At 55.5% G+C, this 13,342-nt stretch carries 14 protein-coding genes and 1 riboswitch; of the genes, 7 read left to right on the top strand and 7 right to left on the bottom strand.

The window, feature by feature from the left end; translation table 11 throughout:
• The 3 genes from KVT28_RS24440 to purD form a co-directional block, all read left to right on the top strand.
• A partial coding sequence (locus KVT28_RS24440) for a hypothetical protein (protein WP_217550748.1) occupies positions 1 to 181 on the top strand: 181 nt, incomplete at its 5' end.
• 264 nt (positions 182 to 445) lie between these two features.
• Complete coding sequence (purH, locus tag KVT28_RS24445) at positions 446 to 2,035, top strand: bifunctional phosphoribosylaminoimidazolecarboxamide formyltransferase/IMP cyclohydrolase (protein ID WP_192237058.1); 1,590 nt, start codon at positions 446 to 448, stop codon at positions 2,033 to 2,035.
• An 18-nt stretch (positions 2,036 to 2,053) separates the two neighbouring features.
• The gene (gene purD / locus KVT28_RS24450; protein ID WP_217550750.1) at positions 2,054 to 3,334 is read left to right on the top strand and encodes a phosphoribosylamine--glycine ligase; all 1,281 of its coding nucleotides are present in this window, start codon (positions 2,054 to 2,056) and stop codon (positions 3,332 to 3,334) included.
• A gap of 44 nt (positions 3,335 to 3,378) precedes the next feature.
• Here purD and KVT28_RS24455 read toward each other — a convergent pair whose 3' ends face one another.
• The 6 genes from KVT28_RS24455 to nudC all read right to left on the bottom strand — a co-directional run bounded on the left by KVT28_RS24455 (position 3,379) and on the right by nudC (position 7,777).
• Positions 3,379 to 4,044 carry a DUF1481 domain-containing protein gene (locus KVT28_RS24455; RefSeq protein ID WP_217550752.1) on the bottom strand — a complete coding sequence of 222 codons (666 nt, stop codon included), beginning with the start codon at positions 4,042 to 4,044 and terminating at the stop codon, positions 3,379 to 3,381.
• 67 nt (positions 4,045 to 4,111) lie between these two features.
• The gene (gene hupA / locus KVT28_RS24460) at positions 4,112 to 4,384 is read right to left on the bottom strand and encodes a nucleoid-associated protein HU-alpha (protein WP_007886275.1); all 273 of its coding nucleotides are present in this window, start codon (positions 4,382 to 4,384) and stop codon (positions 4,112 to 4,114) included.
• 188 nt (positions 4,385 to 4,572) lie between these two features.
• Entirely contained in the window at positions 4,573 to 5,163 is a 591-nt protein-coding gene (locus KVT28_RS24465) for a YjaG family protein (RefSeq protein WP_110868442.1), read from the bottom strand.
• A gap of 62 nt (positions 5,164 to 5,225) precedes the next feature.
• The gene (gene nfi / locus KVT28_RS24470) at positions 5,226 to 5,894 is read right to left on the bottom strand and encodes a deoxyribonuclease V (protein WP_217550759.1); all 669 of its coding nucleotides are present in this window, start codon (positions 5,892 to 5,894) and stop codon (positions 5,226 to 5,228) included.
• Positions 5,895 to 5,896: 2 nt separating this feature from the next.
• A complete protein-coding gene (gene hemE, locus KVT28_RS24475) occupies positions 5,897 to 6,964 on the bottom strand; it encodes a uroporphyrinogen decarboxylase (protein WP_101763026.1) in 1,068 nt (355 codons plus the stop codon).
• A gap of 39 nt (positions 6,965 to 7,003) precedes the next feature.
• On the bottom strand, positions 7,004 to 7,777 hold the full coding sequence (gene nudC / locus KVT28_RS24480) for an NAD(+) diphosphatase (RefSeq protein ID WP_110868440.1): 774 nt from the start codon (positions 7,775 to 7,777) through the stop codon (positions 7,004 to 7,006).
• Between the two features lie 88 nt (positions 7,778 to 7,865).
• Between nudC and rsd the strand changes: the two genes are divergently transcribed.
• The 3 genes from rsd (at position 7,866) to thiE (ending at position 11,365) form a co-directional block, all read left to right on the top strand.
• Positions 7,866 to 8,372, top strand: coding sequence for a sigma D regulator (gene rsd, locus KVT28_RS24485; RefSeq protein WP_101763024.1), 507 nt, complete (start codon positions 7,866 to 7,868; stop codon positions 8,370 to 8,372).
• A gap of 235 nt (positions 8,373 to 8,607) precedes the next feature.
• A riboswitch (TPP riboswitch) is annotated at positions 8,608 to 8,708 on the top strand.
• A gap of 90 nt (positions 8,709 to 8,798) precedes the next feature.
• Positions 8,799 to 10,721, top strand: coding sequence for a phosphomethylpyrimidine synthase ThiC (gene thiC / locus KVT28_RS24490; protein ID WP_217550754.1), 1,923 nt, complete (start codon positions 8,799 to 8,801; stop codon positions 10,719 to 10,721).
• Positions 10,718 to 11,365 (top strand): thiamine phosphate synthase, encoded by a 648-nt coding sequence (gene thiE / locus KVT28_RS24495; RefSeq protein WP_101763022.1) that lies wholly within the window; start codon positions 10,718 to 10,720, stop codon positions 11,363 to 11,365. Before thiC ends, thiE begins: the two co-directional genes overlap by 4 nt.
• A 153-nt stretch (positions 11,366 to 11,518) precedes the next feature.
• Here thiE and KVT28_RS24500 read toward each other — a convergent pair whose 3' ends face one another.
• Positions 11,519 to 12,973, bottom strand: coding sequence for a PLP-dependent aminotransferase family protein (locus tag KVT28_RS24500; RefSeq protein WP_101763021.1), 1,455 nt, complete (start codon positions 12,971 to 12,973; stop codon positions 11,519 to 11,521).
• Between the two features lie 175 nt (positions 12,974 to 13,148).
• Here KVT28_RS24500 and KVT28_RS24505 point away from each other — a divergent pair, with 175 nt between their 5' ends.
• Positions 13,149 to 13,337 carry a DUF1127 domain-containing protein gene (locus KVT28_RS24505; protein WP_101763020.1) on the top strand — a complete coding sequence of 63 codons (189 nt, stop codon included), beginning with the start codon at positions 13,149 to 13,151 and terminating at the stop codon, positions 13,335 to 13,337.
• The last annotated feature ends 5 nt before the right edge of the window (positions 13,338 to 13,342 follow it).

Here is a 13,342-nt window from a genome sequence, read left to right on the forward strand (position 1 = left end):
CGTCTGTCGCGAGGTGGCGTATACTACGCTACTCTCCTTCGGAGTCAAACACTTTTTTCAGCGTTTTCATCCGGCGGAAGTTCTTATCGAATCTTCCTCACCAACACCGCACTTCGTAAACCGTTGTGCCGTGTTGATGGATGCGCATTATAGGGAGTTGTTCTCAGCACGCAACCGCTAAATTCAATAAAAACAACCGTTCGCTGCATTCCACAGCAAAACCCCGCCTTATACGCAGTTACACACAGTGTTATCCACACTCTGCCGCACAAATGAATTTAGGCGAGCATCACGCAAACGTTTTCGCTACAATGCCCGGCGACGTCAAGGATGCCCCTTTTGGGGCGTTACATGAGGCAAGCGTTTCCTTCTATATAGAAGAGAGACACTAAGCTTGATGTAACGCTCTTTATTACGCGAAACAAAGCCAAGGGATAAAACCACCATGCAACAACGTCGTCCTGTACGCCGCGCTCTACTCAGTGTCTCTGACAAAGCCGGTATCCTCGAATTTGCTCAGGCACTCTCCAGCCGTGGTGTTGAGCTGCTCTCCACAGGCGGTACAGCACGTCTGCTGGCAGATGCGGGCTTGCCCGTCACCGAAGTTTCTGACTACACCGGTTTCCCGGAAATGATGGATGGACGCGTCAAAACGCTGCACCCGAAAGTGCATGGCGGCATTTTGGGTCGTCGTGGTCAGGATGATGCGATCATGGCTGAACACGCCATCAACCCAATCGACATGGTGGTCGTCAACCTCTATCCCTTCGCACAAACCGTTGCCAAACCTGATTGCTCATTAGCTGACGCGGTTGAGAACATCGATATCGGTGGCCCAACCATGGTTCGCTCAGCGGCGAAGAACCACAAAGACGTGGCGATCGTGGTGAAGAGCAGCGATTACGAAGCGATCATTGCCGAGCTGGATGCCAACGAAAACTCGCTCACGCTGGAAACACGTTTCGATCTGGCCATCAAAGCTTTCGAACACACTGCCGCCTACGACAGCATGATCGCCAACTACTTCGGTAGCCTGGTGCCGGCTTATCACAGCGACAGCAAAGAACCGGCTGGCCGCTTCCCGCGCACGCTGAACCTCAACTTCATTAAGAAGCAGGATATGCGTTACGGCGAGAACAGCCATCAAGATGCTGCCTTCTATATAGAAGAGAATGTTGCTGAAGCTTCAGTGGCCACTGCGCGGCAGGTTCAGGGCAAAGCGCTCTCATACAACAATATCGCCGATACCGATGCCGCACTTGAATGCGTGAAAGAGTTCGACGAAGCCGCTTGTGTGATCGTCAAACACGCTAACCCATGCGGCGTGGCAGTTGGCGGTTCGATTCTTGACGCTTACGAGCGTGCCTACAAAACCGATCCGACTTCCGCTTTCGGTGGCATCATCGCCTTTAACCGCGAGCTGGACGAAGCCACCGCGCAGGCGATCATCAGCCGTCAGTTTGTTGAAGTGATCATCGCGCCATCCGCCAGCGAAGCGGCACTGAAAATTACCGCGGCCAAGCAGAACGTGCGCGTTCTGGTGTGTGGTCAGTGGCAAGGTCGCGTTGCGGCGCTGGATTTCAAACGCGTTAACGGCGGCGTACTGGTTCAGGATCGCGATTTGGGCATGGTCAACGCCAGCCAGCTGCGCGTTGTCAGCAAACGTCAGCCAACTGAGCAGGAACTGCGTGATGCGCTGTTCTGCTGGAAAGTGGCGAAGTTCGTTAAATCCAACGCCATCGTCTACGCACGTGACAACATGACCATCGGCATTGGCGCCGGCCAGATGAGCCGCGTTTACTCGGCCAAAATTGCCGGTATCAAAGCCGGTGACGAAGGTCTGGAAGTGAAAGGGTCCGCGATGGCGTCTGATGCCTTCTTCCCGTTCCGCGACGGTATCGACGCCGCTGCGGCTGTGGGTATCAGTTGCGTGATTCAGCCAGGCGGTTCAATCCGTGATGATGAGGTGATTGCCGCCGCTGATGAGCACGGCATCGCGATGATCTTTACCGACATGCGTCATTTCCGCCATTAATTGTTGGGAGCAGTACAGATGAAAATTTTAGTGATTGGTAATGGCGGACGTGAACACGCGCTGGCATGGAAAGCGGCACAATCGCCACTGGCGGAAACAGTATTTGTCGCGCCTGGCAATGCGGGCACCGCGCTCGAGCCGGCTCTGCAAAACGTGGCAATCAGCGCCACCGACGTTCCCGCGCTACTGGCCTTTGCTCAGCAGGAAAAGATCGATCTGACCATCGTTGGTCCGGAAGCACCGCTGGTGATTGGCGTGGTTGATGCGTTCCGTGCTGCAGGTCTGAAGATCTTTGGCCCAACGCAAGCCGCTGCCCAACTGGAAGGCTCAAAGGCGTTCACCAAAGATTTCCTGGCACGTCAGCAGATTCCAACCGCCGAATACCAGAACTTCACCGAAGTGGAACCTGCGCTGGCGTATCTGCATGAGAAAGGCGCACCGATCGTGATCAAAGCTGACGGTCTGGCGGCCGGTAAAGGCGTGATCGTGGCGATGGAACTGGCGGAAGCGGAAGCCGCTGTGCAGGATATGCTGGCTGGCAATGCGTTCGGCGATGCTGGTCACCGTATCGTGATTGAAGAGTTCCTCGATGGCGAAGAGGCCAGCTTTATCGTGATGGTCGACGGCAACAACGTGCTGCCGATGGCCACCAGCCAGGATCACAAACGTGTCGGCGATGGCGATACCGGTCCAAATACCGGCGGCATGGGCGCGTATTCTCCGGCGCCCGTGGTAACCGATGAGATCCACCAGCGCGTGATGGATCAGATCATCTGGCCAACCGTCAACGGTATGAAAGCAGAAGGCAACATTTATACCGGCTTCCTGTACGCTGGGTTGATGATCGATAAAGCCGGTCAGCCTAAAGTGATCGAATTTAACTGCCGCTTCGGCGATCCGGAAACTCAGCCGATCATGCTGCGCCTGCAGTCGGATCTGGTGGCGCTGTGTCTGGCGGCGACCGACGGTAAACTGGATCAGCAAACCTCGCAGTGGGATCCGCGTCCCTCTCTCGGCGTGGTGTTAGCGGCGGGTGGTTATCCGGGCGATTACAACACGGGCGATCAGATTCACGGTCTGCCGCTGGAAGAAGTACCGGATGGCAAGGTGTTCCATGCTGGCACCACCATGAAGGACGATCTGGTGGTCACCAACGGTGGTCGCGTACTGTGCGTGACCGCACTAGGCGACGATGTTGCCGCTGCGCAGAAGAACGCTTATGCGCTGGCGCAGCATATCTCGTGGGATGGCAGCTTCTGCCGCCGCGATATCGGCTACCGCGCGATTAACCGCAAATAAGTACGCAAAGGGGCACAGCAGGTGCCCCTTCTCTTTTCCACCTGTCAGAAATCACTCTCTTTTGGCTGCCAGCTGCATTCGTCATCCGGCGTAGCACGCAGCAGTTGCACACCTTCCGGCGCTTCCAGCCACGACACCATCAATGGCGCAGCCTGGCTCTGCTGCTGGCGACCTAGCGTATACAGCGTGTCGCGATCAAAGGCCACATTCACCAGCTTGTCATCGCACTCACGCACCTGATTGCCACCCAGCCAATGGCCCTGACGCAGTAATACGCGGCCTGCGAGCAACGCATTGCTCTGATCCAGCATGCGCTGCGCATCGAAGCGATATAGCTCAACGCTATCAGCGCTGACCGCTTCACGTCGCCCCGCCAGCTGGCGCTGCATGAAATTGAGATTGCCCTGATGATCGAAGCGTAAGGTGACATCATCCGGCTGTGCACCCGCGACGCGCCGTTCGACGCTAATCAGCTTCTGCTGCTGCCAATTGTAGTCAGTGGTTTCCATCGCATCGCCATTAAACGGCGTGAAGACCGTACGCAGGTGAACAACTTGATGGTCGCTATTCTTGCGCCAGATGCGCACGGTGCCGCGGTCAGCCAGATAGCCGCTCGCCGTGAAGGCAGGAAGTTCAGGAGTGGAGCTACAGCCCGTCAGCAGCGCAGCAAATAACAGGGCGCTAACGCGCTGAGGAATTGAATTCAGCATGGCAGGTCCCGGCAACAAAAAGGGGCGCTAACGCCCCCTCTTTTAAAGCTAAACCGCAATGCGGAACTTACTTAACAGCGTCTTTCAGAGCTTTGCCTGAAACGAACGCTGGCACGTTAGCTGCTGCAATTTTGATCTCTTTGCCAGTCTGCGGGTTGCGACCGGTACGCTCAGCGCGGTGGTTCACTTTAAAAGTACCAAAACCAACCAGTTGTACAGCATCACCTTCTTTCAGAGACTCAGTGATCGCAGCCAGGGTAGATTCCAGCGCAGTCTTAGCCTGGGTTTTAGACAGGTCAGCTTTCTCTGCGATCACATCAATCAGTTGAGTCTTGTTCATAAGTTATCCTTAAAGTGTATTTATCGCTTGCTAAGCAACGAGTGCGAGGGAAAAGCCATTCTCAGACCTTGTTCAGCCGGCACGCACCGATAGCCACAATTTTCAGCCCCCCAAATGTAGACCAGACTGGGGGCTGATGTGAAGCCTCCAGGCGCGGTAATTCGGGCCTGAAGTCACGTTTTCTTGCCTTATTGCTGAAAAAGTATACCGATGTTACTGATTCCCGCTTCGCGCAGGTCTGCACGCAGGCCTTTAATCAATTCAAGGTCGCGCTCCTCACACTCTGACAGCAGGCGGAAAATCTCCCACTGCAGGTCCCATTCATCGATGACAGCCTGATTTCCGCGCAGCTCTTCGTCGGTCATTTCGCGACCGGCCTGCGTCATTTCCAGAATCGCCACGGTGGTGATCGATGTACGGCTGACTTCAACGGCGTGCTCAAGCGTTTCGCCGCTGAGCTGTGCATGCAGCAGTTCACTCAAGGCCACGCAGGCATCAATCGCCGGATGAACACCGTAAACCTCAAAATCGTCACCATCCGGGATCGCCGCTTCAAATTTCTCCAGCTGACCGTCGAAATTGATTTTGGCATCTTTGACCGTCAGGCTTTCCCAGATGAGATCGAGGATGCGGCGATAGAGTTGCGGATCGGCGAATGCGGTCTGCTGACAAAAAGCCCAATAGTTGGGGAACATACGCTCGCAAAGGCAGGCCATGAAAGTCATATGCTGCCAGCTTTCAAGCTTCGCCAGACGCAAATGGACGGGATTCTGTAACATCAAACTTACTCTCAATAGGTTAGCTGGCGGCAGTGTACCGCAAAAGCCGGGCACAAACAGCGTTAAGGCGTGTTTTGCCAGCGCAGAAAGGCCGGGCGTCCAGAGGCGACAGCATCCGCCCAACGCGTCGGTTCCGGCAAACGATAGCCCGCAGTACAGGCTTCCACCCATTGCAATGCGCTATCCATGCTGACGCGATGGCCGGTCGAGATAAACAGCGGATTACAGCGCGCTTTACTGCGCCATACCCAGCCAATCTGTTCGCCTTTGTCGAGCAGCGGCTGACGGCTGCCTGGCTCGGCATCCAGCTCAGCAAAACGTCCACACAAACGCTTCTTCGCCACACCAATGGTGGGCACATCCACCAGCGAACCGAAATGCGCCGCCACGCCAAGCCGACGGGGATGGGAAATACCGTGGCCATCCACAAACAGCAGATCGGGCAACTGGGAGAGCTGCTGCCAGGCTTCCAGCAGCGCCGGCATTTCGCGGAAGGATAAGAAGCCCGGAATATAGGGCATGGTGGTGGCCACGCGCGCAATGCGGTGTTCCACCAGCTTTAAGGATGGATACTCGAGGATGATCAGAGCCGCGCGCGTGATCTCGCCGCCCTGTTCAAATCCCACGTCGGCACCACCAATAAAGCGTGGCGGCAGCACATCGAAATCATCCTGCCGCACCACATCAGCAGCGCGCTGTAACTGTTCCTGGCGTAGTGCGGCTAAATCCATCATCAGCCCTGATGATACGGACGTGACAGACGATGCACCGCTTCAACAAACGCACCAGCATGCTCAGGCGGCACATCAGGATGGATGCCGTGGCCCAGGTTAAACACGTGACCTTCGCCAGTGCCAAAACCTTCGAGAATCCCGGCGACTTCCTGCTCAATGCGCGCTGGCGGTGCATACAGCATGGAAGGATCCATGTTGCCCTGCAGCGCCACTTTATCACCCACACGACGACGCGCATCGGCGATATCGGTGGTCCAGTCAAGTCCCAGCGCATCGCAGCCGGTCGCCGCTATCGCTTCCAGCCATTGGCCGCCACCTTTAGTGAACAGCGTAATAGGAACGCGGCGACCTTCATTCTCATGCAGCACGCTATCGACGATTTTATGCATGTAATAGAGCGAGAATTCGCGATAGTCGCGTCCGGTCAGCACGCCGCCCCATGTGTCGAACACCATGACCGACTGCGCGCCAGCTTTGATCTGCGCATTGAGATAAAGAATCACGCTGTCTGCCAGCTTATCCAGCAGCTTGTGCAGGGTTTGCGGCTCGGCGTACATCATCTTTTTAATTTTGGTGAACGCTTTGCTGCTGCCGCCTTCAACCATGTAGGTTGCCAGCGTCCATGGGCTGCCGGAGAAACCGATCAGCGGTACTTCGCCTTTTAGGTTGTGACGAATGGTACGCACCGCGTTCATCACATAACCGAGCTCTTGCTCTGGATCCGGCACTGGCAGCTTGTCGACATCCGCACGGCAGGTGATCGGATTGGAGAAACGCGGGCCTTCGCCGGTCTCAAAGTAGAGCCCAAGTCCCATCGCATCCGGAATGGTGAGGATATCGCTGAAGAGAATTGCCGCATCCAGCGCATAGCGACGCAGCGGTTGCAGCGTGACTTCACACGCCAGCTCAGCATTCTTACACAGCGACATAAAATCACCGGCTTCAGCGCGCGTGGCTTTGTACTCCGGCAAATAACGCCCGGCTTGTCGCATCATCCATACCGGTGTGACATCTACCGGCTGACGTAACAGGGCGCGCAGATAACGATCGTTCTTCAGTTCACTCATAATGGGCTCTCTCATGCTAAGGCCGGCAGTGTAGCATTTTCACGCCGCGCTGGCGCGACACAGGGCAACGGTATCTTCAATCAGGCGACGCGCCACCGTGCCGGGCGGCGGCAACAGCGGCAGATCGTCGTAGCGATACCAACCGGCATCCAGCAGCTCTTTGCCGTCGTGTTGCAGATCGCCGCCGTCATATTCCGCCATATACGCCATCATCAGAGAGTGCGGGAACGGCCACGGCTGCGAGGTAACGTAACGCACGTTTTTCACCCGCACGTTGCTCTCCTCCATCACTTCCCGCGCCACCGCTTGTTCTAAGGTTTCGCCCACTTCGACAAAGCCCGCCAGCACGGTATAGATATTGTTACGATGACGCGCATGATTGGCGAGCAGGATCTCATCGCCACGGCGGATAGCCACGATGATGCACGGCGCAATTTGCGGGTAATAACGCTCGCGGCAGTGATTGCACAAGCAGGCAAATTCGCGTTTGCTGATGTGCATCTCATGGCCGCAATAGCCGCACCAGCGATGCGAGCGGTAAAACTCCGCCAGCTGCACGCCACGTCCGGCGATTTGGAACAGGCCGACATCCTCATCAATCAGTTGACGCACGGAGCCCATGCTGTCCGGACGCGATTCTCGTACCAGCCAGACATTCTCGCCCTGCCACTCGCCGATCAAAATCGCGTTGCTGCCGCTGAGGCCAAAATCGCTGGCTAAGCCATGCGGCAATTCGCCCTGCGGCAACCAAAGTTTTTGCTCATGGCTGACAACCCACCATCCAGCGTCTAAGCTTGAGATCTCACGTTGCATCTTAATCGTTGTCCTTAGCGTCAAATCGCACGCTGAAATCCTAATATTAAGTGTGTAATAAACAACTATAACCTACCTGGAGCCCCATATGCTTAACCAGTTAGATAACCTGACAGAGCGTGTAGGCGGCGGAAATGAATTGGTTGATTCATGGCTGCGCGCCCGTCGACAGCTGCTCGTCACTTACTACGAGCTTATTGGCATGAAGCCACAAAAAGATGCGTTATCCACGCTGGATGAACAGGCGCTGGACGCATTTTGTCACAACCTGGTGGATTACCTTTCCACCGGCCATTTCAGCGTGTATGAACACATCATTAGTGAGATGCAGGGTGATAGCCCCTTATTCGTCGCTGCGCAGATTTACCCGGCACTGGAGGCGAATACCGATCGCATCATGCAGCTCTACGATAGCCATCTGCAGCAAGCGATTAACGATGATAATTGCGTGGATTTTCAAACCGCGCTCTCCGAAGTCGGCGAGGTGCTGGAATCGCGCTTCACGCTGGAAGATAAGCTGGTGCAACTCGCCTGGGACAACCAGCTGGCGCTTCCGCCGGTTGCCAACGACAGCGCCATTGCCCGCCCGGCTTAGAACCCCGAAGATGTAAAAAACTTGTTATTCAAGAAAAGCCCTCTTATGCTAAATGGGCTTTTTTATTGTCTTCTTTAACGACAATCAAAAGGCAAATTTTGCGGTTTAAGCGTAGCGTGCGCAGCCAGTTTGCACTCGGACAGCGCGCAGGGACCGGAGCGTACACGTAGTACGTGACGGTCACGAGCACTGCCCAGGTGCAAAATGGCAAGCAAAGTAGCTTAAACCACAAAACACCAACTTGTCGGAGTGCCCTCTAGGGCTGAGACCGTTAATTCGGGATCCGCGGAACCTGATCAGGTTAGTACCTGCGAAGGGAACAAGAGTAGACATTATCAGCACGGTGCATGCTGGCGCCCGGCACCGTACCTGTTACTCCTTCCGAACTCTGGACAAGCAACTTCCAACCGTTACCGGAAACTTGCTATGTCTGCTAAAACTTCTCGTCGTGAACAACGCGCTCAAGCGCAAGAATTTATCGATTCCCTGCAGGGAACCGCTTTCCCCAACTCCAAACGTATCTGGATCACCGGCAGCCGCGCGGATATTCGCGTGCCGATGCGTGAGATACAGCTCAGTCCAACGCACATAGGCGGCAGCAAAGAGAATCCGCACTATGAGCCAAATGAAGCGGTGCCGGTTTACGACACCGCCGGGGCTTATGGCGATCCTCAAGCCACCATTAATGTGCATCAGGGACTCGACAGGCTGCGTGCCAATTGGATCGAAGAACGTGACGACAGCGAAACCATCCACCAGCTGAGTTCCCGTTACACGCAGCAGCGTCTGGCGGATGAAGGCCTGGACCATCTGCGTTTTGAGCAGCTGCCGCAACCGCGCCGTGCCAAAGCGGGTCGCCGGGTTACCCAACTGCACTATGCGCGTCAGGGCATCATCACGCCGGAGATGGAGTTTATCGCGCTGCGTGAAAACATGGGCCGCGAGCGTATTCGCGGTGAAGTGCTGTTACAGCAGCATCCGGGTCACAGCTTTGGTGCCAATCTGCCAGAAAATATCACCGCGGAATTTGTCCGTCAGGAAGTCGCCAGCGGCCGCGCCATCATCCCTTCGAACATCAACCATCCCGAATCCGAACCGATGATTATCGGCCGCAACTTCCTGGTGAAAGTGAATGCCAACATTGGCAACTCTGCGGTGAGCTCATCTATTGAAGAGGAAGTGGAGAAGCTGGTGTGGTCAACGCGCTGGGGCGCAGACACTGTGATGGATCTCTCAACCGGCCGCTACATCCATGAAACGCGTGAGTGGATTTTGCGCAACAGTCCGGTGCCGATTGGTACGGTGCCGATTTATCAGGCGCTGGAGAAAGTGAACGGCATTGCAGAAGATCTCAACTGGAAGATTTTCCGCGACACGCTGCTGGAGCAGGCGGAACAAGGCGTTGACTACTTCACCATTCACGCTGGCGTGCTGCTGCGCTATGTGCCGATGACGGCCAAACGCCTGACCGGCATTGTGTCGCGCGGTGGCTCGATTATGGCGAAATGGTGCCTGTCGCATCACACCGAAAGTTTCCTCTATCTTCACTTCCGCGAGATTTGTGAAATTTGTGCCGCCTACGATGTGGCGTTGTCGCTCGGCGACGGCCTGCGTCCCGGCTCGATTCAGGATGCCAACGATGAGGCGCAATTTGCCGAACTGCATACGCTGGGCGAACTGACCAAAATCGCCTGGGAATACGATGTGCAGGTGATGATTGAAGGTCCGGGCCATGTGCCCATGCAGATGATTCGACGCAATATGACCGAACAGCTTGAGCATTGTCACGAAGCCCCGTTTTACACACTTGGCCCGCTCACCACCGATATCGCGCCCGGCTACGACCATTTCACTTCCGGCATCGGCGCGGCCATGATTGGCTGGTTCGGCTGCGCCATGCTGTGTTACGTGACGCCGAAAGAGCACCTCGGTTTGCCGAACAAAGAGGATGTGAAGCAAGGGCTGATCACCTACAAGATCGCTGCGCACGCGGCGGATCTGGCGAAAGGTCATCCCGGTGCGCAGATCCGTGACAATGCGATGTCGAAAGCGCGTTTTGAATTCCGCTGGGAAGATCAGTTCAATCTGGCGCTCGATCCGCATACCGCACGCGCCTATCACGATGAAACCCTGCCGCAGGAATCAGGAAAAGTAGCGCACTTCTGCTCGATGTGCGGCCCAAAATTCTGCTCGATGAAAATTACCCAGGAAGTGCGTGAGTTTGCCGCCCGCCAACAGGCTGAAGCCCAGCCGATTGAGATGGGTATGGTGCAAATGTCGGACGCCTTCCGCAATCGTGGCGGCGAGATCTATCACGCTGCCGATACCCTTAAAGAGGAAAATGTATGACCGACGCCTTTCCTGCCACAGCCTCAAAGCTGGGGCTGTATCCGGTTGTTGATAGCGTGGAATGGATCGCGCGCTTGCTGGAAGCCGGTGTGCGCACCATACAGCTGCGCATCAAAGATTGTGAAGATCACGAGGTGGAAGATGCGGTGCGCGAGGCGATTGCACTCGGCAAACAGTATCGCGCTCGCCTGTTTATCAATGATTACTGGCGCTTAGCTATTAAATATCACGCTTATGGCGTGCACCTCGGCCAGGAAGATCTCGATGTGGCCGATCTGGCGGCCATTCGCGAGGCGGGATTGCGCCTGGGTTTATCGACGCATGACGATGCCGAGTTAGATCGGGCTCTGGCGCTGCGCCCTTCTTACATTGCGCTTGGCCACATCTATCCTACGCAAACCAAAGACATGCCTTCTGCGCCACAAGGCGTGGTGGAATTGAAACGCCACCTGGCGCGTTTGCACAATGTGCCAACCGTGGCGATTGGCGGTATTTCTCTGGCGCGCGTGCCGGAAGTGCTGGCTACCGGCGTGGGCAGCATTGCGGTGGTGAGCGCGATTACCCAAGCCGCCGACTGGCGCGCAGCAACGCAGCAGTTACTGTCACTGGTGGAAAATGGAATCGAACCCGCAGAAGCAGTGTAATGCGCGGTAAGTAAGGATGAAACGCTGGAATCTGCCGCGCAGCAGCGTGATGTAGGGGCTGGCGTCATTTCCTGACAAGACTAAAGTGTGCCTGCCCGCTGTCGCTTGCAGCGGGCCAGGGCTGGTCTCAACCTCTCCCAGCCCTGCCTTTCTTCACGTGATCAGGGAGGAGGTATGCACGAATTCATGACTACAAGCCAGCATGGCACGTTCTACCGCTGCGCCGAGTTGAGCTATCGCCTGCTCTGTGTGCTCATTCATTGGCAAACCATAATTCAGGCGCAAGCAGTTGCGATACTTACCCGAGGCCGAAAACAGCGAGCCTACGGCAACCTGCATGTTCAGCTCACGCAATTCGGTATTGAGCCTGACCGCGTCAAATGCCTCTGGCAATTCAATCCACATCAGGAAACTGCCCTGCGGACGCGACACACAAATCCCACACGGAAAGTAGTGGCGTACCCAGCAGCTAAAGGTTTCATAATTGCGTTGATATACCTGACGCATGCGCCGCAAATGCGGCAGATAATGACCAAGACGAATAAACTCGGCGACCGCATGTTGCGGCTGTGTGGCCGTCGATCCGGTGCTGATATATTTCATATGCAGCACGCGATCGCGATAGCGTCCCGGCGCCACCCAACCGACACGCAGCCCCGGCGCCAGCGTCTTGGAGAAGGAACTGCACAGCAATACCCGTCCATCGTGATCCAACGACTTAAGGGTAACCGGACGCGGATACTCCCACGCCAGCTCGCCGTACACATCGTCTTCAATAATCGCGGCATCGAAACGCTGTGCCAGCGTCACCAGCGCACGTTTGCGAGATTCCGGCATGATAAAGCCCAGCGGATTATTGCAGTTTGGCACCACCACAACCGCTTTAATCGGCCACTGTTCGAACGCAAGTTCCAGCGCTTCCAGGCTGATGCCTGTAACCGAATCGGTAGGAATCTCAATGGCGCGAATGCCGAAGCCGCGCAGAGTTTGCATGGTGCCGTGGAAAGTCGGCGACTCCACCGCAATGATGTCACCAGCCTGACATATCGCACGAATCGAGATCGACAACGCTTCATGGCAGCCGGTGGTGATCACGATATCGTCTGCCGTGAGCTGACAACCACTGTCGATCGTCAGACGCGCAACCTGTTCGCGCAGGGCCGCTACACCCAGCAAACTGTCATAGTTGAGCTGATCGATATCCTGCTTCTGCGCCATACGGCTTTGAATTTTCCACAGCGGTTTCAACGTGGGCTGGGTCAGATCGGGCATACCGCTGCCGAGTTGCAACACATCGTTATTAATTCGGCTGCTGAGCAACTCCAGCACCGATTCCCACTGCGTGATTTCCACCGGACGCTGTGCAGGTCGGGTGATGGCCGGCATCGGCGGCGTCGCTTTGCGTGTTGCAACGAAATATCCGGAACGTGGCTGCGGCACAATCAGCTGTTTCTCTTCCAGCAGATGATATGCCTGCTGAACGGTGCTGATACTCACGCCGTGTTCAAGACTCAGTGTGCGCACCGACGGCAAGCGCTCGCCGCTGCGGTACAGCCCTTGCTCTATACGATCCGAAAGCAAACATGCTAAATGTTGGTAGCGCGTCATCGTATGCCTCACTCAGCCATCAATCATAATAAACCAGTACAGATAGACCTCATTATTACCATTCAGATCCACCTCAAGGCAATCTGTATGTTAAAGATAAGTGTTTTTTGCGTCTGTATCATAATGCGTGGCAATAAGACAATGCTTCTCAGGCAACCTACTGAGGGCAAGGATTATGGAATTCGATCAAAACCGCGCGGCTAAACCTTTTGATGTCACTTTACTGGATATCTTCCGCGGCGTAGTGCATATGGTTAAACACTGGAAAGCACGGCGTGAAACTCACCGCATCCTGTCAAAACTGAGTGATAACCAGCTGCGTGATATCGGACTGACACGCGAAGATATCTGCCGCAAGTTCTGACAAAA

The organism is Pantoea sp. GbtcB22 (genome assembly GCF_019091025.1).
GTDB classification, from domain to species: Bacteria; Pseudomonadota; Gammaproteobacteria; order Enterobacterales; family Enterobacteriaceae; genus Pantoea; species Pantoea leporis.